This is a genomic window from Mycobacterium sp. IDR2000157661, assembly GCF_022317005.1.
Lineage (GTDB): Bacteria > Actinomycetota > Actinomycetes > Mycobacteriales > Mycobacteriaceae > Mycobacterium.
The window spans coordinates 1,798,639-1,821,396 of sequence record NZ_CP081006.1; the positions used below are offsets into that span (position 1 = coordinate 1,798,639).

Here is a 22,758-nt window from a genome sequence, read left to right on the forward strand (position 1 = left end):
TCGCATCCGAACGGCAACCTGAAGGAGATCATGGACTGGGTGCTCACGATCGCGGGTTTCGTGTTGGTGCTCGTCGTCGTCCGCGACGTTTTCCAGACACTGTTCGAACCGCGGGGCGACGGCGCCGTAACGACCAGGGTGATGAAGCTGGTCTGGCGGGTGTTGCGGCCGTTACCGGCTCGACTGCGTGTCACTACGCTGACGGGTCCGCTGGGCATGGTGGCGGTGATCGGCCTATGGGCCGTCGGCGCCGTCGCAGGGTGGGCGCTGATCTACTACGCCCAGATGCCCGAGGGTTTCACCTACAGCTCCGACATCGACTCGACGCGAGCCGGGCTGCTGGACTCGGTGTACCTGTCGCTGGTCACCATCGCCACCCTCGGATTCGGCGACATCCTGCCGAGCGCACCGTGGCTGCGGGTACTTGTGCCGCTGCAGGCGTTGTTCGGCTTCATGCTCATCACCGCCGCCGTGTCCTGGGTGCTGCAGATCTACCCGGCCCTGCACCGGCGGCGGGTGTTGGCCCTGCAGTTGTCGAGTCTGCGCGAGGCGCGGCTCCGGCAGGCGGATCCGGACATCGACGACGTCCCGACCGACGTGCTGACCGACATCGCCGCCGGTCTGGTGGAGGCCCGCAACGACCTGACGCAATACGGGTCCACCTACTACTTCCGCGACCTGGACGCCGACACCGCGCTGGCCGCATGGCTCGGGTACGCCGCCACCCTGGGCGAAGAGGCGGAGGCCAGTGCGGAGCCCCGGATGCGAACGGCGGGTGCGATGCTGTGTGCCGTCGCGGCGAACCTCGCGCAGTTGCTCGACAGGGAGTTTCTGCACCTCGACGCCGACACCGCCGCCGTCATCGAGGCCTACGCGGACGCCCACGGATACGGCGGCCGATCGGCGGCGTGACAAGCCGGGCGGTTCGACGCCCGCCGGTCGGGTAACCCGAGCACATGGTCATGCATGCGCTCCTTCAGATCCCCGAATCGGCAGGCACCCTCGACGCGACCGCTGACCGCGCCGCCGAGACGGTGGACCGCGTCCTGGGCAACGGTGCTCTAGCGCGGGGGCTCCGCGGCTCCTGGCTGGGACACCCCACGCATCCGCTGCTGGTCACTGTGCCGATCGGGGCGTGGCTGTCATCCGGCGTGCTCGATGTCGTCTACCAGGACCGCGATGCCGCCCGCCGGCTCATCGCGATCGGTCTGGCCGCGACACCGGCCGCGGTGCTGGCCGGCTGGGCGGAGTTCCCGACGCTGGGGCCGCGGCAGCGACGGGTGGCGCTCGTCCACGCGGCGGGCAATGCCGTCGCGGCGGCGTCGTTCTGGATGGCGCACCGGCAGTACAAGCGCAGCCGAATCAAGGCGGCCCGAATGTTCAGTGTGCTGGGGCTGACCGCCGTGTCGGTGGGCGGCGCACTCGGCGGGCACCTGTCCTACGCGCAGGGCGCGGGGGTGCACCGCTGGCAGTTGACGGCTTAGACCGGGGGGTAGGCCGGTGGCGGGTAGACGCCACGCAGAATCCAGGCGAACCAGTTGATGCCGTACTCCAGCTCGTCGCTGGCGTCATAGTCCGGATTCGGATCCATGTCATCACCTCTCGGATACGGCTGGTTCTGGTCGGAGTGTAGTACCCCGGTGTCGCCCGGGCGACACCCTTGCCTCGTAAACTTCCCAACCAGTTGATTGATGCCCGTACCGCGTCCGGGCCTGCATATAGTGAGTCGCCATGCCCTCCGGAGAAGCCTCGCCCAACAACGGGATGTCCCGTCGCGACGAGTTGCTGGCCGTCGCCACCAAGCTGTTCGCGGCGCGTGGCTACCACGGCACCCGGATGGACGACGTCGCCGAGGCGGTGGGTCTGAACAAGGCCACGGTGTACCACTACTACGCCAGCAAATCGCTGATCCTCTACGACATCTACAAGGGCGCGGCCGACTTCACCGTCGACGCACTGCACGACGACCCGTCCGCGTCGGCCCGCGAGACGATCTACCACTTCACCCGGCGGCTGCTGGTCGGCATCGCCAGCGACATCGAGCGCGCGGCGGTCTATTTCCAGGAGGGGCCCTACATCGGCGAGTGGTTCACCGAGGACCAGGTCGCCTACATCCGCGAGAAGGAGACCCAGGTCTACGAGCACGTGCGTGACGTCATCGACCGCGGCATCGCCGACGGCGAGTTCTACGAGTGCGACTCGCATGTGCTGGCCCTGGGCTACATCGGGATGACGCTGGGCGCCTACCGCTGGTTGCGCCCACACGGTCGGCGCACCGCACAGGAGATCGCCGTCGAGTTCAGTACCGCGCTGCTGCGCGGGCTGATCCGCGACGAGGCCGTGCGCGCGGAGTCGCCACTGGGCATCGACGTCACCACCGAAGTGGCCGGCGCTACGCGTGACTGACTTGTTCCGCCTCGACGGCAAGGTCGCCGTCGTCACCGGCGGCGGGCGCGGCATCGGGGTGATGATGGCGCGGGGCCTGCTGCAGGCCGGGGCCCGGGTGTACCTGTCGGCGCGCAAGGAGGCCGAACTCGCCGCTGCCGTGGCCGAACTGTCACCGCTGGGTGAGGTCGCCGCGATCCCGGCCGACCTCGGCACCGCCGCGGGCGTCGAGGCGCTCACGGCCGCGCTGACGGAGCGCGAGCACGCGGTGCACGCGTTGTTCAACAACGCGGGCGCGAACTGGGGCGCACCGTTCGACGAGTTCCCGGAGTCCGGCTTCGACCGCGTGTTCAACGTCAACGTCAAGGGCGTCTTCCTGCTCACCCGGGCGCTGGTGCCGCTGCTTACCGCCGGCGCCACCGACGACGACCCCGCGCGCGTGATAAACACCGGCAGCGTCGACGGTTTCCACACCCCCGAGCGCGGACGCGACAACTTCTCCTACAGCGCCAGCAAGGCCGCCGTGCACATGCTGACCAAACACCTCGCCACCGAGCTGGCGCCGCGGATACTGGTCAACGCCGTCGCGCCCGGACTGTTCGAGTCGCGGATGACGAAGGTACTGCTGGCGCCGGGCGCGCAGGCCGTCGGAAAGGCCTTGCCGCTCGGGCGAATCGGGGCCGCCGACGATATGGCCGGCATCGCGGTGTTCCTCGCCTGCCGGGCAAGCACCTACATCACCGGCGCGGTCATCCCGGTCGACGGCGGGATCAGCACCATCCGCTGAGCGCGCCAAGCGTTGCCACGAGTTCCTCGGCCGGTTGCAGGGCTCGGACAAGGGGGCCCGGCGACCAGCTAGGACGTCGCGCGCGGGGCGGTGCAGGATGGACGTGTGAAGTCCCTTCTGCTGTCCCGGCGCGACCTCGACTTCCTGCTCTACGAGTGGTTGCGGGTCGACGAACTCACCGCCCGTGAGCGTTTCGCCGAGCATTCCCGTGAGACGTTCGACGCCGTGCTCGATCTGTGCGAGCAACTGGCCGCCCGCTACTTCGCCCCGCACAACAAGACCAGCGACGCCAACGAGCCCACGTTCGACGGCGAGAAGGTCACCTTGATTCCCGAGGTGAAGGACGCGTGGGACGCCTTCGCCCAGGCCGACCTGATCGCGATGTCGGCCGATCAGCGACTGGGCGGTGCGCAACTGCCCGTCGCCGTCGCCGAGGCGGCCATCGCGTGGTTCTACGCCGCCAACATCAGCACCTCGGGCTATCTCATGCTGACCATGGCCAACGCCAACCTGCTGTCGCGGTTCGGCTCCGAGGAGCAGATCGAAGCCTTCCTGCGACCGATGCTGGCCGGCCGGTTCTCCGGCACCATGGCGCTGTCGGAGACGCAGGCGGGCTCGTCGCTGGCCGACATCCTCACCCGCGCCGAACCGCAGCCCGACGGCAGCTACCGGCTGTTCGGTTCGAAGATGTGGATCTCCGGTGCCGAACACGAACTCACCGACAACATCGTCAACCTGGTGCTCGCGAAGATTCCAGGCGGGCCGGCGGGCACCAAGGGCATCTCGCTGTTCATCGTGCCCAAGTTCCTGGTCGACGAGGGATCGATCGGCGAACGCAACGACGTGGTGCTTGCCGGGCTCAACCACAAGATGGGTCAGCGGGGCATCACCAACACGGTGCTGAACCTCGGTGAGGGCGCGTTCACCCCGGCCGGGAAGCCCGGTGCCGTCGGCTATCTGGTCGGCGAGCCGCACCGCGGCATCACCTACATGTTCACGATGATGAACGAGGCGCGGCTCGGTGTCGGCATGGGCGCGGTGGCGCTGGGCTACACGGGCTACCTGAAGTCGGTGGTGTACGCCCGCGAGCGCCCGCAGGGCCGGCCCGTCACGGCGAAGGACCCCTCGACGCCGCAGGTCTCGATCATCGAGCACGCGGACGTCAAGCGAATGCTGTTGGCGCAGAAAGCGTATGTCGAAGGCGGGATGGCTCTGCTGCTGTACTGCGCCCGGCTGGTGGACCTGCAGCACAGCGCCGAGTCCGACGAGGAACGCGACACCACCACGCTGCTGCTCGACATGCTGACGCCGGTGGGCAAGAGCTGGCCGTCGCAGTGGTGCCTGGCGGCCAACGACCTGGCGATCCAGGTGCACGGCGGCTACGGCTACACCCGCGAGTACGACGTCGAACAGCACTACCGCGACAACCGGCTCAACCCGATCCACGAGGGCACCCACGGGATCCAGAGCTTGGACCTGCTGGGCCGCAAGGTGACCGTGCGCGGCGGCGTGGGCCTGGCCGCGGTCGGCGCCGCCATCGCCGAAACGGTGGCGCTGGGCCGCTCCATCGGCGGCGAAACAGCCGAGCAGGCAACCGGACTCGACGCGGCATGGCAGCGGCTGGCCGAGGTCACGGGGGCGATGTTCGCTGCCGGCGACATCGAGGCCGCGATGGCCAACAGCGCCGTCTATCTCGAGGCGTTCGGGCACATCGTCGTCGCCTGGATGTGGCTGCAACAGGCGATTGCCGCACACGGCCGCGGCGGCGACTTCTACGACGGCAAGCGCCAGGCCGCGCGCTACTTCTTCCGCTACGAACTGCCGCGCACCGGGCCGCAACTGGACCTGCTCGCCAGTCTGGACCGCACGACACTCCAGATGCGCGACAGCTGGTTCTGAACCGCCTCAGTCGAACCGGATGATCTGGCGGACGGCCCTGCCGTCGGCGAGTTCGTCCATCGCCGTGTTGATCTCGTCGAGCGAGATCGTCGACGACACCAGCGACTCGACCGGCAGGCGGCCTGCCCGCCACAGCTCCACGAAGTGGGGGATCTCGCGCGCCGGCACCGCCGAGCCGAGATAGCTGCCGATCAGCGACCGGCCCTCGGCGACAAATCCCAACGGCGACAACGACACCCGCGCGTCGGGCCGCGGCAGGCCGACGGTCACCGTCCGTCCGCCGGGCGCGGTCAGCGCCACCGCGGTCTCGAGCGCAGCGGGGTGTCCGGCGGCTTCGATGACGACGGCCGCCTTGAGGCCGAGCTCGCGGGCCGCGTCGGGGGTGTGGGCGTCGTGCACGCCCATGGCGCGGGCGCGCTCGAGCTTGTCGGGCACCTGATCGATACCGACGACACGGACGTCGTCCTGGGCAAGGGCGGTCAGCAGCGCGGCCATGCCGACACCACCGAGGCCGACGACGGCGACGGTGTCACCCGGATGCGGGCGGCCGGCGTTGATGACGGCTCCGCCGCCGGTCAGCACCGCGCAGCCGAGCAGCGACGCGACCGCAGCAGGCACGTCGGCGGGGACCGGCACCACGGACCGCCGGTCGACGACGGCGTAGGTGGCGAAGCCGGAGACGCCCAGGTGATGGTGGATCGGCTCGCCGTCGCGGGACAGGCGACGCTCACCCGTCATCAGGGTGCCCGCGTTGTTAGCCACGCTGCCGGGTTCGCACGGTGTCAGACCGCCGGTGGCACATGCCGCACAGTGGCCGCACCGGGGCAGGAACGTCATCACCACCCGCGAACCGACCGGCAGGTCGGAGACGCCTTGCCCAGATTGCGGACCCACCTGCTCGACGACCCCGGCCGCCTCGTGCCCGAGCAGCATGGGCACCGGCCGTACCCGATTGCCGTCGACCACCGAAAGGTCGGAGTGGCACAGCCCGGCCGCCTCGATGCGCACCAGCAGTTCGCCGTCGCCGGGCGGCGCGAGGTCCACCTCGCCGACCGTCAACGGCCGTGACTCGGCGTACGGCCGGGCCCGGCCGATCTCTTCCAGCACAGCACCGCGGATCCTCATGGCCACCAGCCTGCCTGCGAGACTGCTGTGATGACCAGACGCGAGGACCAGTTCGCCGCTGGCGACTTTCCGGTGCACTGGCCGGTGACGACCCGCTGGACTGACAACGACATGTTCGGCCACCTCAACAACGCCGTCTACTACGGACTGTTCGACACCGCGATCAACGGCTGGCTGAACACCGGTTGCGGCATCGACCCGTTGGCCGTGCCGTGGCTGGGGGTGGTCGCCGAGTCGGGGTGCCGGTACCTGGCCGAGTTGCGCTTCCCCGAGCCGCTGGTGGTGGGCCTGGCGGTGACCCGGCTGGGCACCTCCAGCGTCACCTACCGGCTGGGCATCTGGCAGGACGCCGGTCCGGTCGCGGCGGTCGGCCACTGGGTGCACGTCTACGTCGACCGGGCCTCCCGCCGGCCGGTGCCGATCCCCGAGGCGATCCGCTCCCAGCTGGAGACCATCGGCTGAGTCGATATGCTCGTGCGATGCCGCTCGTGAGCAAGACCGTCGAGGTCGCGGCCTCCGCAGAGGCGATCATGGGAATCGTCGCCGACTTCGAGGCCTATCCCCAGTGGAACGAAGAGATCAAGGGGTGCTGGGTGCTGGCCCGCTATCACGACGGGCGGCCCAGCCAGCTGCGGCTCGACGTGGTGGTGCAGGGACAGGCGGGCACCTTCATCACCGCCGTCTACTACCCGGGCGAGAACCAGATCTTCACGGTGCTGCAGCAGGGCGACCACTTCGACAAGCAGGAGCAGAAGTTCTCGGTGGTGCCGATGGGCGCGACGTCGCTGCTGACCGTCGACCTCGATGTCGAGACCAAGCTGCCGATCCCAAAGCCGATGGTCAAGAAGGCGATCGGCGACACGCTCGACTACCTGGCCGAGAACCTGAAGGCGCGTGCGGAGCACCTGGCCGCCAGGTAGTCATGGCCCGCCCGGTGGACCATGGAGGGCTCAGCTCCACAACCCCGTCTCGTCGAGGCGCGCGATGAGTCGGCGCGCGCCGTCGGTGAACTCCCCGGCGGTCAGCTTCACCACCGTCTCCACGTCCCGGCCGCGCAGTGCCGCGGTCAGCTCTCGGTGACCGGCGACGGTCCCGGCGCCCCAATGCGGGTCACCGGCGTAGATCTGGCCCGGCAGATAACGCGCCACATGTAAGAGGAACCAGGCCAGCTTGATGCGCCCGGTCGACAGGTTGAACGCGCGGTGGAAGGCGAACTCCGCTGAGGCGATCTCCTGGGCGTCCTGCCTGCCGACCGCGGCCGCCAGCTCCTCATTGAGCCGGTCCAGCTCGTCGATCTCGGCCTCGGTTATGCGCTCGGCGGCCGTGGCGGCCAGCTCCTTGGCGATCGTCGCCTGCAGCCAGAAGATGTCCTCGACGTCGCCGCGGGTCAGCGGCACCACCACGTGCCCGCGATGAGGTTCCAGTTGCACCATGCCCTCACCGCGCAGCGTGCGCAGCGCCTCGCGGACGGGGGTGATGCTCACGCCCAGCGCCGCCGCGGTCTCGTCGAGCCGGATGTAGGTACCGGGTCGGAGCGTGCCCGTCATGATGTCGGCCCGCAGCCGCGCGGCGACCTCGTCGGAGAGTTGCTCGCGGCGTAACGCGCGACGCGGCCTCGGGCGTGGTCGAGACGGTGCGTTCACTGTGCTCTCCGGTCTCCTGGCAGGGGTTGTACCAGAGCCCGCCGAGGTCCTAGTGTGACCGGGGCAACTCCATGTTTGATCAAATGTCAAACACGCGCAACCCGTACGGATGGAGCAGCACACCGTTGATCGAGCCGGACCTCACCGTTCAGGCGTATCTCGCCCGCAGGCAGAACTGGACCAACCAGCTGGCGCGGCATGCGTTGATGCAACCAGGCAACACCGCGCTGCGCTTCCTCGGTCAGACCACGACGTGGGCTGAACTCGACGACCGGGTCGGCAGGCTGGCAGGGGCGCTGGCCGGCCGCGGGGTGACGTTCGGCGACCGCGTGCTGATCCTGATGCTCAACCGGACCGAGTACATCGAGTCCGTCCTCGCGGTCAACAGGCTGGGTGCGATCGCGGTCCCGGTGAACTTCCGGATGACCCCGCCGGAGATCGCATTCCTGGTGGCCGACTGCCAGGCCCGGGTGGTGATCACGGAGGCGGTGCTCGCCGGTGTCGCCACCGCGGTGCGTGATCTCGACCCGACGCTGACCACCGTCGTCGTCGCGGGTGGCGGCACCGACGACGGTGTGCAGGGCTACGACGACCTCGTCGCCGAAGGGGCCGGCGCGCCTGCGGTGGACATCCCCAACGACGCACCCGCGCTGATCATGTACACGTCGGGCACCACCGGCAGACCCAAGGGCGCGATGCTCACCCACACCAACATCGCGGGCCAGGCGCTGACGTTCCTGTTCACCAACGGCGCCGACATCAACCACGACGTCGGGTTCATCGGTGTTCCCCTGTTCCACATCGCCGGCATCGGCAACATGATCCCCGGCCTGTTGCTCGGCAGGCCGACGGTGATCTATCCGCTGGGCGCCTTCGATCCCGACGAGCTGCTCGACGTGCTCGAGGCCGAGCAGGTGACCGGTATCTTCCTGGTGCCGGCGCAGTGGCAGGCGGTGTGTGCCGCGCAGTCGTCGCGACCGCGCCGGCTCCGGCTGCGGGTGCTCTCGTGGGGCGCCGCCCCGGCGTCGGACACGCTGCTGCGGCAGATGTCCGAAACGTTTCCCGGCACACAGATTCTCGCGGCGTTCGGCCAGACGGAGATGTCGCCGGTGACCTGCATGCTGCTGGGCGAGGACGCCGTCCGCAAGGTCGGTTCGGTCGGCAAGGTGATCCCGACGGTGGCCGCGCGGGTGGTCGACGACGACATGAACGACGTGCCGGTCGGCCAGGTCGGCGAGATCGTGTACCGCGCACCGACACTGATGGCCGGCTACTGGAACAACCCGCAAGCCACCGCCAAGGCGTTCGCCGGCGGTTGGTTCCACTCCGGTGACCTCGTGCGCCAGGACGAGGAGGGCTACGTCTGGGTGGTCGACCGCAAGAAGGACATGATCATCTCCGGTGGCGAGAATGTGTACTGCGCCGAGGTGGAGAATGCCCTGGCCGCCCACCCGGGCATCGCCGAGGTCGCGGTCATCGGCCGCCCCGACGAGAAGTGGGGTGAGGTGCCGGTCGCCATCGTGGCGATGAAGGTGCCGCAGGGGGCGGGCGCCCGAGCCGGGCTCGACTTGCGCGACCTGGACGGATTCCTGACCGAACGGCTGGCCCGGTACAAGCACCCGAAGGCCCTCGAGATCGTCGACGCGCTGCCCCGCAACCCTGCGGGCAAAGTGCTAAAAACGGAACTGCGCGCGCGTTTCGGCGCCGCCGAACCGATTGACGCCGGCGAAAGTTCCACTCCGCCAACGGTTCCTGCTGCGGCGCAAGGCAATTAAGGAGCGGGGAGGATTTTGCTAACGGTTACGGTCTCAATCCGCCGGTTGCCGTGCACGGCGACGAGGCGATCGGGTACATTCCTGTGGTCCGTGTTACTACTGACCGGTAGTAGGACGGAGGTCACATTCGCCGGGTTGGGGCAAGGAGGGCACGTGCGACGAGGGCTGCCGTTGCGCTGCGACAGTCGCCGCCGCGCCGTGGGAGCACACTGGTGACCGCGCAGTCCGGCATGACCGGATACGTGCGCGAGCAGGTCAGGCCGGGGCTCGAAGCGGTCGGTGGTTTCGTGCGCATGTGCGTGCTGACGGGGAAGGCGCTGCTCAAGCCTTTTCAGTGGCGGGAGTTCATCCTGCAGAGCTGGTTCCTGATGCGGGTGGCGTTCCTGCCGACGCTGGCGGTGTCGATCCCGCTGACCGTGCTGCTCATCTTCACGCTCAACATCTTGCTGGCCGAGTTCGGCGCCGCCGACGTCTCGGGTGCCGGCGCAGCCATCGGCGCGGTCACGCAGCTGGGACCTCTGGTCACGGTGCTGGTGGTCGCCGGCGCGGGATCGACCGCCATTTGCGCCGACCTCGGTGCGCGCACCATTCGCGAGGAGATCGACGCGCTCGAGGTCCTGGGCATCGACCCGATCCATCGCCTGGTGGTGCCCCGAGTCGTCGCGTCGACGTTCGTGGCGATCCTGCTCAACGGCGCGGTGATCACCGTCGGCCTGGTCGGCGGCTTCATCTTCGGCGTTTACCTGCAGAACGTGTCAGCGGGCGCCTACGTCTCCACCCTCACGCTCATCACCGGTCTGCCCGAGGTACTCATCTCGATCATAAAGGCGGGGACCTTCGGCCTCATCGCCGGACTCGTCGGCTGCTACCGCGGCCTGACGGTGTCCGGCGGCGCCAAGGGCGTCGGCACCGCGGTCAACGAAACGCTGGTGCTGGCCGTCATCGCCTTGTTCGCGGTCAATGTGGTGCTGACCACGATCGGCGTCCGGTTCGGAACAGGGAGCGGCTGACGTGTCCACTACTCAGGTCCTGCGGTCCCGGTTCCCGCGGGCTTATGACCGCACCAAGGATGTCGCTAGCGCGCCCGCCAAATTCCTGGACAGCCTGGGCCATGTCGCCTGGTTCGTCGTCACCTCGATCGGCTCGATCGGGCATGCCTTGCGCTACTACCGCAAAGAGACGCTGCGGCTGATCGCGGAAATCGGCATGGGCACCGGCGCGATGGCGGTCATCGGCGGCACGGTCGCGATCGTCGGCTTCGTGACGCTGTCCGGCTCGTCACTCGTGGCGATCCAGGGCTTCGCCTCACTGGGCAACATCGGCGTCGAGGCGTTCACCGGCTTCTTCGCCGCGCTGATCAACGTGCGCATCGCCTCACCCGTCGTCGCCGGCCAGGCCCTGGCCGCCACCGTCGGTGCCGGCGCCACCGCCGAACTCGGCGCCAAGCGCATCGCCGAGGAGATCGACGCACTCGAGGTGATGGGCATCAAGTCGATCTCCTATCTGGTGTCGACCCGCATCATGGCTGGCTTCGTCGTGATCATCCCGCTGTACGCGATGGCGATCATCATGAGCTTCCTGTCCGCACAGGTGACCACGACGTTCTTCTACGGCCAGTCGATCGGCACCTACGAGCACTATTTCCGGACGTTCCTGCGGCCGGAGGATGTGTTCTGGTCCTTCGTCCAGGCGGTCATCATCTCGGTCATCGTGATGCTCAACCACTGTTACTACGGCTACTTCGCCAGCGGCGGCCCGGTCGGCGTCGGCGAGGCCGTCGGACGGTCGATGCGGGCCTCGCTGGTGGCGATCGTGGTCGTGGTCCTGTTGGCCTCGTTGGCGCTCTACGGCGTCGACCCGAACTTCAACCTGACGGTGTGATGCCATGACCGCACCCTTGAACAAGCCACGCACGCCGCCGTACAAACTGGCCGGTATCGTCCTGGCGCTGATAGCCGTCGTCGTGTTGGTCCTCGTGTTCTTGCAGTTCCGCGGCGATCTGCTGCCGCGTACGCAACTGACCATGCTCGCCTCGCGCTCGGGCTTGTCGCTGAACGAAGGCTCCAAGGTCACCTTGAACGGCGTGCAGATCGGCCGCGTCACCGGCACGGAGGTCGTGTCGGTCGGCGGCGAGCCGCAGGCGAAGATTCTGCTGGAGGTCAACCCCAAGTACCTGGAGCTGATCCCGAAGAACGTGGACGCGAGCATCGACGCCACCACGGTGTTCGGCAACAAGTACGTGAACTTCAACTCCCCGGAGAACCCGTCGCCGGAGCACCTCACCAAGAACGACGTGATCGACGCGACGTCGGTGACCACGGAGTTCAACACGCTGTTCGAAACGATCGTGGACGTGGCCGAGCAGGTCGACCCCATCAAGCTCAACCAGACCCTGACTGCGACAGCCGAAGCCCTCGACGGGTTGGGGGACCGCTTCGGGGAGTCGATCATCGACGGCAACGAGATCCTGACCGACGTCAACGCCCGGATGCCGGAGTTGCGCCGGGACAACCGGTTGCTGGCCGACCTCACCGAGGTGTACGCCAACGCCGCCCCGGACCTGTTCGACGCCCTGGGGTACGCGGTGACGACCGCTCAGACCCTCAACGAGCAACGGGGCAACCTCGATCAGGCGCTGGTCGCGTCGGTCGGTTTCGGCAACACCGGCGCCGACGTGTTCGAGCGCAGCGGCCCGTATCTGGTGCGTGCACTGGAGGACCTCATCCCGACCTCCGAGACGCTCGACGAGTACAGCCCGGCGCTGTTCTGTACGATCCGCAACTTCCACGACTTGGAGCCAAAAGTCGCTGCGTCCCTTGGCGGCGACGGGTATTCGCTGCAGACTCTCTCGACCATTGAAGGCGCCGGTAACCCGTATGTGTATCCGGACAACCTACCGCGGGTGAACGCGCGCGGTGGCCCCGAGGGCCGGCCGGGCTGCTGGCAGCCGATCACGCGAGACCTGTATCCCGCACCGTATCTTGTCGCGGACACGGGTGCTTCGATCGCGCCGTACAACCACTTCGAGCTGGGGCAGCCGCTGCTTATCGAGTACGTCTGGGGCCGCCAAGTGGGGGAGAACACGATCAACCCATGAAAATTACCGGTACCGCCATCAAACTCGGCGCATTCTCACTGGTGCTGCTGCTGTTCACCGCGATCATCGTCGTGGTGTTCGGCCAGATGCGGTTCGACCGCACCACCGGCTACTCCGCGGTCTTCTCCAGCGCCAGCGGCTTGCGGAGCGGGCAGTTCGTCCGCGCTTCCGGTGTAGAGGTCGGCAAGGTCTCCAGCGTCGAGTTGATCGGCGACGGCTCGATGGCCAAGGTCAACTTCAGCGTCGACCGCTCGTTGCCGCTCTTCGACGGCACCACGGCGTCGATCCGCTACCTCAACCTCATCGGCGACCGCTACCTGGAGCTCAAGAGGGGCGACAGCGACAACCGGATTCCCGGTGGTGCCACCATCCCGATCGAGCGCACGCAGCCCGCGTTGGACCTCGACGCGTTGATCGGCGGATTCCGTCCGGTGTTCCGGGCGCTGGATCCCGAGAAGGTCAACACCATCGCGCAGTCGATCATCACGGTATTCCAGGGCCAGGGCGGCACGATCAACGACATTCTGACCCAGACCGCGGCGCTGACCTCGGCTCTGGCGGACCGCGACCAGGCGATCGGAGAGGTGATCCGCAATCTCAACACGGTGTTGGACACGACGGTCAAGCATCAACAGGAGTTCGACGAGACCGTGCAGAACTTCGAGGCGTTGATCACCGGGCTGAAGAACCGGGCCGATCCGATTGCGACCTCGGTCGCGGGCATCAGCGACGCGGCGGGCACCATCGCCGAGCTGCTCGCCGACAACCGTCCGCTGCTGCAGAGCACGGTCGGTCATCTGGAGGCGGTGCAACAGCCGCTGGTCGATCAACGCGACGGGCTGAACGACCTGTTGACCAGGCTGCCGGTCGCCTTCAAGATCATCGGCCGGTCGGGCGGTATCTACGGCGACTTCTTCAACTTCTACGCTTGCGACATCTCCCTGCGCATCAACGGGTTGCAGCCGGGTGGGCCGGTGCGAACCGTCAGGCTCATCGGTCAGCCGTCGGGTAGGTGCACGCCGCAATGAGGACGCTTGAAGGATCCGACCGGGTCCGCAACGGCTTGATGGGCATCATCATCCTGGTGCTCGTCCTCGGGGTGGGTCAGAGCTTCACCAATGTGCCGATGCTGTTCGCGACACCGACCTACTACGCAGAGTTCTCCGACACCGGCGGCATCGGCCAGGGCGACAAGGTGCGCATCGCCGGCGTCGACGTGGGCTCGGTGCGCAGTATGCGGATCGACGGTGACCGGGTGTTGATCGGGTACGGCCTCAGCGGTACCCAGATCGGCACCGACAGCCGGGCGGCCATCCGCACCGACACCATCCTCGGTCGGCGCAACATCGAGATCGACCCGCGCGGCACCGAGGTGCTGGAGCCCCGCGGTGTGCTGCCCCTGGGCCAGACCACCACGCCGTACCAGATCTACGACGCCTTCTTCGACGTGACCAAGGCCGCCTCGGAGTGGGACACCCAGACCGTCAAAGAGTCGCTGAACGTGCTGTCGGAGACCATCGACCAGACCTACCCGAACCTGAGCGCCGCGCTGGACGGCGTGGCCCGATTCTCCGACACCATCGGCAAGCGCGACGACGAGATCAAGAAGCTGCTGAACAACGCCAACAAGATCGCGGGCATCCTCGGGGACCGCGGCGGGCAGATCAACGCGCTGTTGGTGAACGCGCAGACGCTGCTGGGCGAGATCAACGAGCGCAGCTACGCGGTGAGCATGCTGCTGGAGCGGGTCGGCGCCTTCTCCGAACAGGTCAAGGGCTTCATCGACGACAACCCGAACCTCAACCGGGTGCTCGAGCAGCTGCGGGTGGTCAGCGACGTGCTTGTCGACCGCAAGTACGATTTGATGGACACCCTGACCACGGTAGCCAGCTTCGCGGCGTCGCTGGGTGAGGCGATCGCGTCAGGTCCGTACTTCAAGGTCATGCTCGCCAACCTGCTACCGGGCCAGATCCTGCAGCCCTTCGTCGACGCCGCGTTCAAGAAGCGCGGCATCGACCCACAGAAGTTCTGGCGCGACGCGGGCCTGCCTGCGTGGCGGTTCCCCGACCCCAACGGCGTGGGTTTCGAGAACGGCGCGCCGCCACCCGGCCCCGCCGTCCTCGAGGGCACCCCCGAGAACCCCGGCCCCGGTGTGCTCAAGGGCGACCCGTGTTCGTACACGCCGCCCGCCGACGGCCTGCCGACACCCGGCAACCCGCTGCCTTGTGCCGACCTGTCGGTGGGTCCGTTCGGTGACAACCCGTACGGCCCGAACTATTACGGCCGGCCGAACGTGGCGACGTCGGACCCGAATGTGCACGGCCCGCAGCCGTCGCCGGGCGTGCCCGCCGCGGCCATCCCGGGCCAGGTGTCCTCGCCCGTGCCCGGTGTCGACGTGCCGCTGCCGCCGGCACCGCCGGGTGCCCGCACGGTGCCGGTCGGACCGCAGCCGCCGCTGCCGCCCGACTTCACGCCGGGCATCGCGCCGCTGCCGCCGGCGTTGCCGGCGCCGCCGGTACCGGGCCCCGGCCAGCAACTGCCGCCGGTCGACATGGCTCCGCTGCCGGGCAATCCGCCGTTCCTCCCGCCAGGGTCACAACAGGGTTAGGGGGATCAGCAGATGTCGACGATCTTCAGCAACGTGAAGATGCCCGCTCTTACCCGCGCCACCGTCATCATCGGTGCGTTGATTCTGGTGGTGGCGATAGTGGCCGCGTTCGTCGGCTACCAGCTGTACAAGCGGATGACGACGAACACCGTCGTCGCCTACTTCACCGACACCCTGGCGCTGTATCCGGGCGACAAGGTGACCATCATGGGTGTGCAGGTCGGCACGATCGATTCGATCGACCCGGCCGGTGACAAGATGAAGGTCACCTTCAACTATGACGAGTCCCACAAGGTGCCCGCCAACGTCACCGCGTCGATCCTGAACCCGAGCCTGGTGTCGTCGCGCAACATCCAGCTGTCCCCGCCCTACACCGGCGGTCCGGCGCTGGAGGACGGCGCCGTCATTCCGCTGGAACGGACCCAGGTACCCGTCGAGTACGACGAACTGCGCAACGCGGTCGACCGCGTTCTCACCGATCTGGGGCCGACGCCCGAGCAGCCCCGGGGGCCGCTGGGTGACGTCATCGAGTCGGCCGCCGACGGGTTCGCGGGCAAGGGTGAACAGCTCAACCGGACGCTCACCAATCTGTCCGAGGCGCTGTTCACGCTCAACGAGGGCCGCGACGACTTCTTCAGCGTGATCAAGAGCCTCGCGCTGTTCGTCAACGCGCTGTACCAGAGCGACCAGCAGTTCGTCGCGCTGAACAACGACCTCGCCGAGTTCACCAGCGCGTTCACCAACACCGACCGCGAGGTCGCGAACGCGCTGCAGGATCTCAACCAGTTGCTGTCGACCACCCGCAGCTTCCTCGACGAGAACGCCGAGGTGCTGACCACTGACATCAACAACCTCGCCGAGGCCACCACCGCAATCCTGCAGCCGGAACCGCGCGACGGCCTGGAGACCGCTCTGCACATCTTCCCGAACCTCGGTGCGAATTTGGTGAATATCGCTTCGCCGGTCACCGGTGGCGTAAACAGCTACGCCGTCATCAACAACTTCGCCAACCCGTTGCAGTTCATCTGTAGCGCAATTCAGGCGGGCAGCCGGCTGGGTTACCAGGAGTCGGCCGAGATGTGCGCGCAATACCTGGCGCCGATTCTGGACGCGATCAAGTTCAACTTCCCGTTCTTCGGCGTCAACCAGTTCAGCTCCGCGATGACGCTGCCCAAGCAGATCGCCTACTCCGAGCCGAGGCTGCAGCCGCCGCCGGGCTATAAGGACACTACGGTGCCCGGCATCTGGTCGCGCGACACCCTGTTCAGCCACGGCAACCACGAGCCTGGCTGGGTCGCCGCGCCCGGTATGCAGGGCGTCGACGTGCAGCCGTTCACGGCGAACATGATGACCCCGGAGTGCCTCGCGGAGCTGATGGGTGGACCCAACTGCGTCGTGGGCGCCGCGCCGCCGGCCTTCGGCACCACCCGCGACGGCAACTTGCCGGGACCGCCGAACGCGTTCGATCAGAACAATCCGCTGCCGCCGCCGTGGTATCCGCAGCCCGGGCCGCCGCCGCCACCTGCGCCGGGCGTCATCCCCGGAGACCCGGGTGGCACCGTGATGTCGGCGCCGGTCGGACCGGGCCCGGCTCCCGCCCCCGCAGCACCGGCCGGGCCGCCGCTACCCGCCGAGGCAGGCCGGTGATGAGCGCGAACAGAGGTAACCAGATGACCGCGCGTAAATGGAGCAGGATGGCCAGGCGCATCGTCGCGTTCGGCGCCATCGCTCTGGTCCTGAGCTCGTGCTCGTCGTGGAAGGGCATCGCGAACGTGCCGCTGCCCGGGGGTCCGGGCACCGGCGAGGACGCGATGACGATCTACGTTCAGATGCCGGATACGTTGGCGCTCAACGTCAACAGCCGCGTCCGGGTCGCCGACGTGTACGTCGGCCGGGTGCGCGCGATCGAGCTGAAGAACTGGGTCGCGACATTGACCCTGGATCTGGAGCCCGGCCTCAAGCTGCCGGAGAACACGCTGGCGGCTATCGGGCAGACCAGCCTGCTGGGCTCGCAGCACATCGAACTCGAGGAACCGCCCAACCCGTCGACGCAACCCTTGACCGACGGTGACACGATCCCGCTGCGCAACGCGTCGGCCTTTCCCACCACCGAGCGGGTGCTGGCGAGCATCGCGTCCATCCTGCAGGGCGGCGGGGTGCAGAACCTCGAGGTCATCCAGACCGAGATCTACAACCTGCTCAACGGCCGGGCGGACCAGGTCCGGGAGTTCCTCAACAAGCTGGACACGTTCACCGACGAGTTGAACCAGCAGCGCCAGGACATTACCCGCGCCATCGACTCGACCGACCGGCTGCTGTCCATCGTCGCTTCGCGCAACGACACGCTGGACCGGGTGCTCACCGAGTTCCCGCCGCTGATCGAGCATTTCGCCGAGACGCGCGACCTGTTCGCCGACGCGGTGGTGGCGCTGGGACGCGTCAGCGTCGCGGCCGAGAACGCGCTGGCGCCGGCGAGCGACGACCTCAACACCAACCTGCAGAACCTGCAGCGGCCGCTCAAGCAGCTGGGCCGGGCGTCGCCATACCTGATCGGCGCGCTCAAGCTGATGCTCACGGCGCCGTTCTCTATTGAGAACGTGCCGAAGGTGATCCGCGGCGACTACCTCAACGCGTCGCTGACGGTGGACTTGACACTTTCGTCGATCGACAATGCAGTACTGTCGGGCACGGGCCTTTCCGGCATGCTGCGCGCACTGGAGCAGGCGTGGGGCCGCGACCCGGCGACGATGATCCCGGATGTGCGGTTCGTGCCGAACCCGCACAACGCACCGAACGGGCCGCTCGTGGAGAGGGGTGAGTGAGCAGTGCTGACCAGGTTCATCAAGATCCAGCTGGTGCTGTTCACCATCCTGACTATCGTCGCGCTCGTGGTATTGGGCTGGTACTATCTGCGCATCCCCAGCCTGGTCGGCATCGGGCAGTACGAGCTCAAGGCGCAGCTGCCCCGCTCGGGCGGCCTGTACGCAACGGCCAACGTGACCTATCGCGGCACCCAAATCGGCAAGGTGACGGCGGTGGAGCCCACCGAGCGGGGCGCGTTGGCGACGATGAGCATCGACGAACGGTACAGGATCCCGGCGGATGCAAGCGCCAACGTGCACTCGGTGTCGGCGATCGGCGAGCAGTATCTGGACCTGGTGTCGACCGGTGATCCCAACGAGTACCTGGAACCGGGTACGACGATCACCGACAGCACCGTGCCCAGCGAGGTGGGACCGGCCCTGGACGCGGCCAACAATGCCCTGGCAGAGCTGCCGCAGGAGAAGATCGACGTCCTGCTGACGGAGACGTCGCAGGCGGTCGGCGGGCTGGGCCCGGCGCTGCAGCGGCTCGTCGAGTCGACGACGACCCTCGCCCAGGGCTTCCAGGAGAACCTCCCGCAGGTCAACGACCTCATCGAGAACGCGGGACCGCTCCTGCAGAGCCAGGTCGACTCCGGCGACAACATCGCGCAGTGGTCGCGCAACCTGAACGTGATCGCCGCCCAGGCAGCCGAGCAGGACGCGGCGCTGCGCAGCGGCCTGCAGCAGGCGGCGCCGACGCTGGACCAGGTGAACTCCGTGTTCAGCGGGGTGCGCGAAGCGCTGCCGCAGACGCTGGCCAACGTGGCGATCGTGGCCGACATGCTCAAGCGCTACAACAAGGGCCTCGAGCAGTCGCTAGTTCTCTTGCCGCAGGGCGCGGCGGTGGCGCAGGCGGGCACGTTGTTCGAGGGCTACGGCCAGTTGCCGCTCGCGATAGGTGCGATCAACCAGCCGCCGCCGTGTCTGACAGGTTTCCTGCCCGCCTCGGAGTGGCGCTCACCGGCCGACACCAGCATGGCGGAGCTGCCCCGCGGGACCTACTGCAAGATCCCGAAGGATTATCAGGGCAACGTGGTGCGCGGCGCGCGCAACTATCCGTGCGCCGACGTGCCGGGCAAGCGGGCGGCGACCCCGCGGGAATGCCGCAGCCCCGAGCCGTACGTGCCGCTGGGCACCAACCCGTGGTACGGCGACCCCAACCAGGTGTTGTCGTGCCCGGCCCCGGCGGCGCGTTGCGACCAGGGGGTGAACCCCGGCCGGGGCGTGATGCAGGCCCCGTCGGTGAACAACGGCAATAACCCGGCACCCGCCGACGAGTTGCCGCCGCCCAACTCGTCGGCGCCGATCAGCGACCCGCTGAGCCCCCCCGGCGAGGGCTCGGTGCGCTGCAGCGGGCAGCAACCCAATCCGTGCATCTACACTCCGGCACCGGGGCCTCCCGGCTCCACGGCGGTGTACAGCCCACAGAGCGGCCAGGTGGTCGGACCCGACGGCGTCAGGTACAACGTCAGCAACTCGATCAACACAGGAGACGACGGATGGAAGGAGATGCTGGCACCAGCCGGCTGAACCCCACCCCCGATGCTGATGAGACGTCTGAAGAGTCGTTAGCAGTATCTTCACCCGAATACCCCGAGCCAGACGACGCAGGAACTGTGCGACGCCCCTCGCGGATCGGCCGCGGCCTGGCCGTGGTCGTGTGCGCAACGCTGGTGCTGTTGGCCCTCGGCGGTGGCCTCGGCGGCTACCTGCTGACCAAGGCCAACCGGCAGGCCGAGGCTTCGGCGCGCTCGGAGGCGGCGGCACTGCAGGCCGCCAAGGACTGTGTGGCGGCCACGCATGCTCCCGACGTCGCAGCGATGACCGAGGCGCAGTCCAAGATCTTCCAGTGCTCGACGGGTGAGTTCGCGGTGCAGGCCTCCCTCTACAGCGGGGTGCTGGTGGACGCCTACCAGGCCGCCGACGTCCGAGTCCAGGTGTCCGACATGCGGGCGGCGGTGGAGAAGCACAACGCCGACGGGTCGTTCGACGTGCTGGTCGCCGTGCGGGTGAAGGTCACCAACTCCGACACCGCGGACCAGGAGCAGGGTTACCGGTTGCGGGTGCAGATGGCGCCCGACGAGGGCAAGTACAAGGTCGCCAAGCTCGATCAGGTCACCTCGTGACCGCGGTACTGGACAGCACGACCGACACGACGGTGCCCGAGGCGGTCACCGCCGACCCGGTCGCACCCTGGGTGGCGCGCGTCGGCGCTTTCGCGATCGACGTCGGCACCGGCGTCGCCGTCGTCGCGACGATGGCGGTGGTGGCGCTCACCGCACCGCAGGGCAGTTCGCTGTGGTGGGTGTGCACGGTGACCGCCGCCCTGGCGGTGCTGGCGATGGCCGTCAACCGTTGGGTCCTGCCGGCGGTCAAGGGCTTCAGCCTGGGCCGGGCGGTGTTCGGGATCGCGGTCAGATCCGGCGACGGCGCCCCCGTCGGAATGTGGCGGCTGCTCGGGCGCGACGCGGCACACCTGCTGGACACCGCGGCGCTGTTCCTCGGCTGGCTGTGGCCGCTGTGGGACCGGCGCCGCCGCACCTTCGCCGACCTGCTGTTGCGTACGGAGGTTCGGCCGGTGCCACCGCCCGCCCGAGATGTGCGCCGCTGGACCGCCATCGCGCTGGTGGTGGCGACGCTGTTGTGCATGGTGGCGGTCGCACTGAGCTACGCGGTGGTGTACCGCCATGAGCGCGCCGTCGACGACACCCGCCGCCAGATCGCCGAGCAGGGCCCGCGCATCGTCGAACAGATGCTGAGCTATCAGGATCAGACACTGCAGCAGGACTTCTCGAATGCGCAGTCGCTGACCACCGAGGCATACCGTCCGCAGCTGATCGCCCAGCAACAGGCCGTGCAGCAGTCCGGAGTCGTGTCCAACGAGTACTTCGCGGTGAGCAGCGCGGTGCTGTCGGCGACCCCGGACACGGCCTCGATGCTGATGGCGATGCAAGGTCAGCGCGGTGCCGATGCCAAGGATCTGAAGTTCATCACCGCCACGGTGCGGGTGGACTTCGAGCAGGCGCCGGACGGCAAGTGGTTGGTGAGCAACCTCAACGTGCTGAAGAAGCCCATGATGAATGCGCAGGGACAGTGAGCCCCCGGCGCAGGGTCGCGGCCGACGAGCCGGACTTCTTCGAGAACCGGCCGAAGCCGCCTCGCCGCTGGGGGCTGCCGATCGTCGCCACGGTGGCATCGGTGTTGATGGCGGCTGCGATCACCGTCGGCAGCCTGATACTCGTCAGCCACCAGCGTGACCGCAGTGAACAGATCAGGGACGCCGCCGCGATCGGTTATGTCAGCGAGTTCATGATCACCTACACGACGTTGGACCCGTTCAACGCCAACGCCTATGTGGACCGGATCCAGGCCAAGGGCACCGGCGAGTTCGCCGAGATGTTCAAGCAGAAGGAGCCCGAGATCCTGATCCAGGTCGCCCGCGCGGAGCCGACGACCGGCGAGGTGGTGGCCGCCGGGGTGCAGCGATGGAACGACAACGGCAGCGCCGACATCCTCGTCGCGACCAAGGTGACCAGCAAGTCGCCCGACGGAAAGACCACCGTGGAAAGCGGAAACCGTTGGGTCGCAACGGCAACCATGGAAGGACAGCAGTGGAAGATCAGCCAGCTGATTCAGGTGATCTGACCACCGAGACATCCGATGCGGCCGCACCCACGGTCACGGATGTGCACCCGACGACGACCGAGGAGCCGGCTGCGGCCCCGCAGCAGCGTCGTCGGAGATTCTCGTTGCGTCGCAGGGCGAAGGCCGGCGAGCCCGCGGCCGAGGCGGCGACCGACTCGTCTTCCGAGGAAGCTGCCGGGGACACGGTGGCGGTCGAGGAGCCGAAGCCGGCGCCGAAGGTGCCCGTCGGCAAGGCTGCGCGAACCAAGGTCGATGCCACCGAAGAAGCCGAACCGCCGACCGAAGAACCCGAGCCGTCGGCCGGAGCGCCCGACGACCCGGCCGAGGCGCCCGAGCCCGAGGAACAGCCGCTACAGGAGGTGACTTTCGTCCCGCACCGGCCGGCCTCCAAGCGCTTGCTCGTCACGACCGCTGCGGCGGGTGTCCTGTTCGTCGGCGCCGCCGCATTCGCCGGGGCGACCCTGCAGCCGTACCTCGCCGAGCGTGCGGAGGTCGACATCAAACTCGACGTGGCACGCACGGCCGCAAGCGCCATCTCGACGCTGTGGACGTACACGCCCGACAACATGGAAAGCCTGCCGGAACGGTCGGCCGGCTTCCTCGGCGGTGACTTCGCCTACGAGTACAGCAAGTACATCGACGCGATCGTCGCGCCGAACAAGCAGGCTCAGGTCACCAACACGACGGACGTGCTCGGCGCGGCGGTGGAGACACTGACGCCATCGGAAGCCACCGCGATCGTGTACACCAACTCGGTGGCCACCAGCCCGATGACCAAGAACATCCCGTCGCTGCGGTACCTGTCCTACCGGTTGACCATGGAGCGCCAGGATGCGAAGTGGTTGATCACCAAGATGTCGACCGTCACCTCGTTGGACCTGACGCCGCAGCTGTAGGCGACCGCCGGCAGTGCAGTGCTGTTCTGGTTCG

22 protein-coding genes and 1 pseudogene are annotated in these 22,758 nt (G+C 67.9%); 20 read left to right on the forward strand and 3 right to left on the reverse strand.

What is annotated here, in order from left to right; all coding sequences use genetic code 11:
* Positions 1-30: 30 nt before the first annotated feature.
* Together K3G64_RS09660 and K3G64_RS09665 are read left to right on the forward strand one after the other, a co-directional pair.
* Complete coding sequence (locus K3G64_RS09660) at positions 31-912, forward strand: potassium channel family protein (protein ID WP_238949413.1); 882 nt, start codon at positions 31-33, stop codon at positions 910-912.
* A gap of 50 nt (positions 913-962) precedes the next feature.
* Positions 963-1,484, forward strand: a complete 522-nt coding sequence (locus K3G64_RS09665) for a DUF2231 domain-containing protein (RefSeq protein WP_238949414.1) — start codon at positions 963-965, stop codon at positions 1,482-1,484.
* Here the strand turns inward: K3G64_RS09665 and K3G64_RS09670 are convergent.
* A pseudogene (locus tag K3G64_RS09670) lies at positions 1,481-1,588 on the reverse strand (CAP domain-containing protein); the annotation flags it as partial. The gene K3G64_RS09665 and the pseudogene K3G64_RS09670 sit on opposite strands and share 4 nt — an antisense overlap.
* Positions 1,589-1,731: 143 nt before the next feature.
* Here K3G64_RS09670 and K3G64_RS09675 point away from each other — a divergent pair.
* The 3 genes from K3G64_RS09675 (at position 1,732) to K3G64_RS09685 (ending at position 5,071) form a co-directional block, all read left to right on the forward strand.
* Positions 1,732-2,406, forward strand: a complete 675-nt coding sequence (locus K3G64_RS09675) for a TetR/AcrR family transcriptional regulator (protein ID WP_238949416.1) — start codon at positions 1,732-1,734, stop codon at positions 2,404-2,406.
* Positions 2,399-3,172, forward strand: a complete 774-nt coding sequence (locus K3G64_RS09680) for an SDR family NAD(P)-dependent oxidoreductase (protein WP_238949418.1) — start codon at positions 2,399-2,401, stop codon at positions 3,170-3,172. The genes K3G64_RS09675 and K3G64_RS09680 overlap by 8 nt, the downstream gene beginning before the upstream one ends.
* Before the next feature lie 105 nt (positions 3,173-3,277).
* Positions 3,278-5,071 (forward strand): acyl-CoA dehydrogenase, encoded by a 1,794-nt coding sequence (locus K3G64_RS09685; RefSeq protein ID WP_238949420.1) that lies wholly within the window; start codon positions 3,278-3,280, stop codon positions 5,069-5,071.
* Between the two features lie 6 nt (positions 5,072-5,077).
* Here the strand turns inward: K3G64_RS09685 and K3G64_RS09690 are convergent, their stop codons facing one another.
* A complete protein-coding gene (locus tag K3G64_RS09690) occupies positions 5,078-6,196 on the reverse strand; it encodes an alcohol dehydrogenase catalytic domain-containing protein (RefSeq protein WP_238949422.1) in 1,119 nt (372 codons plus the stop codon).
* Between the two features lie 30 nt (positions 6,197-6,226).
* On the opposite strand from K3G64_RS09690, the gene K3G64_RS09695 reads away from it, so the two are divergent.
* Positions 6,227-6,658, forward strand: a complete 432-nt coding sequence (locus tag K3G64_RS09695) for an acyl-CoA thioesterase (RefSeq protein WP_238949424.1) — start codon at positions 6,227-6,229, stop codon at positions 6,656-6,658.
* 17 nt (positions 6,659-6,675) lie between these two features.
* Positions 6,676-7,116: an SRPBCC family protein gene (locus K3G64_RS09700; RefSeq protein ID WP_238949431.1), complete on the forward strand. Its 441-nt coding sequence runs from the start codon at positions 6,676-6,678 to the stop codon at positions 7,114-7,116.
* A 30-nt stretch (positions 7,117-7,146) separates the two neighbouring features.
* Here K3G64_RS09700 and K3G64_RS09705 read toward each other — a convergent pair whose 3' ends face one another.
* Complete coding sequence (locus K3G64_RS09705) at positions 7,147-7,839, reverse strand: GntR family transcriptional regulator (protein WP_238949432.1); 693 nt, start codon at positions 7,837-7,839, stop codon at positions 7,147-7,149.
* Positions 7,840-7,922: 83 nt separating this feature from the next.
* On the opposite strand from K3G64_RS09705, the gene fadD5 reads away from it, so the two are divergent.
* The 13 genes from fadD5 (at position 7,923) to K3G64_RS09770 (ending at position 22,724) form a co-directional block, all read left to right on the forward strand.
* Positions 7,923-9,614: a fatty-acid--CoA ligase FadD5 gene (fadD5, locus tag K3G64_RS09710; RefSeq protein WP_238949433.1), complete on the forward strand. Its 1,692-nt coding sequence runs from the start codon at positions 7,923-7,925 to the stop codon at positions 9,612-9,614.
* Between the two features lie 230 nt (positions 9,615-9,844).
* On the forward strand, positions 9,845-10,624 hold the full coding sequence (locus K3G64_RS09715) for an MlaE family ABC transporter permease (RefSeq protein WP_370647178.1): 780 nt from the start codon (positions 9,845-9,847) through the stop codon (positions 10,622-10,624).
* A gap of 1 nt (position 10,625) precedes the next feature.
* Positions 10,626-11,495, forward strand: coding sequence for an MlaE family ABC transporter permease (locus tag K3G64_RS09720; protein ID WP_238949437.1), 870 nt, complete (start codon positions 10,626-10,628; stop codon positions 11,493-11,495).
* A gap of 4 nt (positions 11,496-11,499) precedes the next feature.
* Complete coding sequence (locus tag K3G64_RS09725; protein ID WP_238949439.1) at positions 11,500-12,711, forward strand: MCE family protein; 1,212 nt, start codon at positions 11,500-11,502, stop codon at positions 12,709-12,711.
* A complete protein-coding gene (locus tag K3G64_RS09730) occupies positions 12,708-13,739 on the forward strand; it encodes a virulence factor Mce family protein (RefSeq protein WP_238949440.1) in 1,032 nt (343 codons plus the stop codon). The genes K3G64_RS09725 and K3G64_RS09730 overlap by 4 nt, the downstream gene beginning before the upstream one ends.
* The gene (locus tag K3G64_RS09735) at positions 13,736-15,319 is read left to right on the forward strand and encodes a virulence factor Mce family protein (RefSeq protein ID WP_238949443.1); all 1,584 of its coding nucleotides are present in this window, start codon (positions 13,736-13,738) and stop codon (positions 15,317-15,319) included. The genes K3G64_RS09730 and K3G64_RS09735 overlap by 4 nt, the downstream gene beginning before the upstream one ends.
* A gap of 12 nt (positions 15,320-15,331) precedes the next feature.
* The gene (locus tag K3G64_RS09740; RefSeq protein WP_238949445.1) at positions 15,332-16,966 is read left to right on the forward strand and encodes a virulence factor Mce family protein; all 1,635 of its coding nucleotides are present in this window, start codon (positions 15,332-15,334) and stop codon (positions 16,964-16,966) included.
* A 23-nt stretch (positions 16,967-16,989) separates the two neighbouring features.
* Complete coding sequence (locus K3G64_RS09745) at positions 16,990-18,141, forward strand: virulence factor Mce family protein (RefSeq protein WP_238949447.1); 1,152 nt, start codon at positions 16,990-16,992, stop codon at positions 18,139-18,141.
* 3 nt (positions 18,142-18,144) lie between these two features.
* Positions 18,145-19,713, forward strand: a complete 1,569-nt coding sequence (locus tag K3G64_RS09750; protein ID WP_238949448.1) for an MCE family protein — start codon at positions 18,145-18,147, stop codon at positions 19,711-19,713.
* Positions 19,683-20,309 carry a hypothetical protein gene (locus K3G64_RS09755; protein WP_238949450.1) on the forward strand — a complete coding sequence of 209 codons (627 nt, stop codon included), beginning with the start codon at positions 19,683-19,685 and terminating at the stop codon, positions 20,307-20,309. Before K3G64_RS09750 ends, K3G64_RS09755 begins: the two co-directional genes overlap by 31 nt.
* Positions 20,306-21,280 (forward strand): RDD family protein, encoded by a 975-nt coding sequence (locus K3G64_RS09760; RefSeq protein ID WP_238949452.1) that lies wholly within the window; start codon positions 20,306-20,308, stop codon positions 21,278-21,280. Before K3G64_RS09755 ends, K3G64_RS09760 begins: the two co-directional genes overlap by 4 nt.
* On the forward strand, positions 21,277-21,828 hold the full coding sequence (locus tag K3G64_RS09765; RefSeq protein ID WP_238949454.1) for a mammalian cell entry protein: 552 nt from the start codon (positions 21,277-21,279) through the stop codon (positions 21,826-21,828). Before K3G64_RS09760 ends, K3G64_RS09765 begins: the two co-directional genes overlap by 4 nt.
* On the forward strand, positions 21,795-22,724 hold the full coding sequence (locus K3G64_RS09770; RefSeq protein WP_238949456.1) for a mammalian cell entry protein: 930 nt from the start codon (positions 21,795-21,797) through the stop codon (positions 22,722-22,724). Before K3G64_RS09765 ends, K3G64_RS09770 begins: the two co-directional genes overlap by 34 nt.
* Positions 22,725-22,758 lie beyond the last annotated feature (34 nt).

Coding starts and splice junctions, on each gene's coding strand:
- K3G64_RS09715 (WP_370647178.1), top strand. CDS start 9,845: ATGACCGGATACGTGCGCGAGCAGGTCAGGCCGGGGCTCGAAGCGGTC.
- K3G64_RS09735 (WP_238949443.1), top strand. CDS start 13,736: ATGAGGACGCTTGAAGGATCCGACCGGGTCCGCAACGGCTTGATGGGC.
- K3G64_RS09665 (WP_238949414.1), top strand. CDS start 963: ATGCATGCGCTCCTTCAGATCCCCGAATCGGCAGGCACCCTCGACGCG.
- K3G64_RS09725 (WP_238949439.1), top strand. CDS start 11,500: ATGACCGCACCCTTGAACAAGCCACGCACGCCGCCGTACAAACTGGCC.
- K3G64_RS09755 (WP_238949450.1), top strand. CDS start 19,683: ATGGAAGGAGATGCTGGCACCAGCCGGCTGAACCCCACCCCCGATGCT.
- K3G64_RS09740 (WP_238949445.1), top strand. CDS start 15,332: ATGTCGACGATCTTCAGCAACGTGAAGATGCCCGCTCTTACCCGCGCC.
- K3G64_RS09700 (WP_238949431.1), top strand. CDS start 6,676: ATGCCGCTCGTGAGCAAGACCGTCGAGGTCGCGGCCTCCGCAGAGGCG.
- K3G64_RS09730 (WP_238949440.1), top strand. CDS start 12,708: ATGAAAATTACCGGTACCGCCATCAAACTCGGCGCATTCTCACTGGTG.
- fadD5 (WP_238949433.1), top strand. CDS start 7,923: ATGTCAAACACGCGCAACCCGTACGGATGGAGCAGCACACCGTTGATC.
- K3G64_RS09675 (WP_238949416.1), top strand. CDS start 1,732: ATGCCCTCCGGAGAAGCCTCGCCCAACAACGGGATGTCCCGTCGCGAC.
- K3G64_RS09660 (WP_238949413.1), top strand. CDS start 31: ATGGACTGGGTGCTCACGATCGCGGGTTTCGTGTTGGTGCTCGTCGTC.
- K3G64_RS09745 (WP_238949447.1), top strand. CDS start 16,990: ATGACCGCGCGTAAATGGAGCAGGATGGCCAGGCGCATCGTCGCGTTC.
- K3G64_RS09690 (WP_238949422.1), bottom strand. CDS start 6,196: ATGAGGATCCGCGGTGCTGTGCTGGAAGAGATCGGCCGGGCCCGGCCG.
- K3G64_RS09695 (WP_238949424.1), top strand. CDS start 6,227: ATGACCAGACGCGAGGACCAGTTCGCCGCTGGCGACTTTCCGGTGCAC.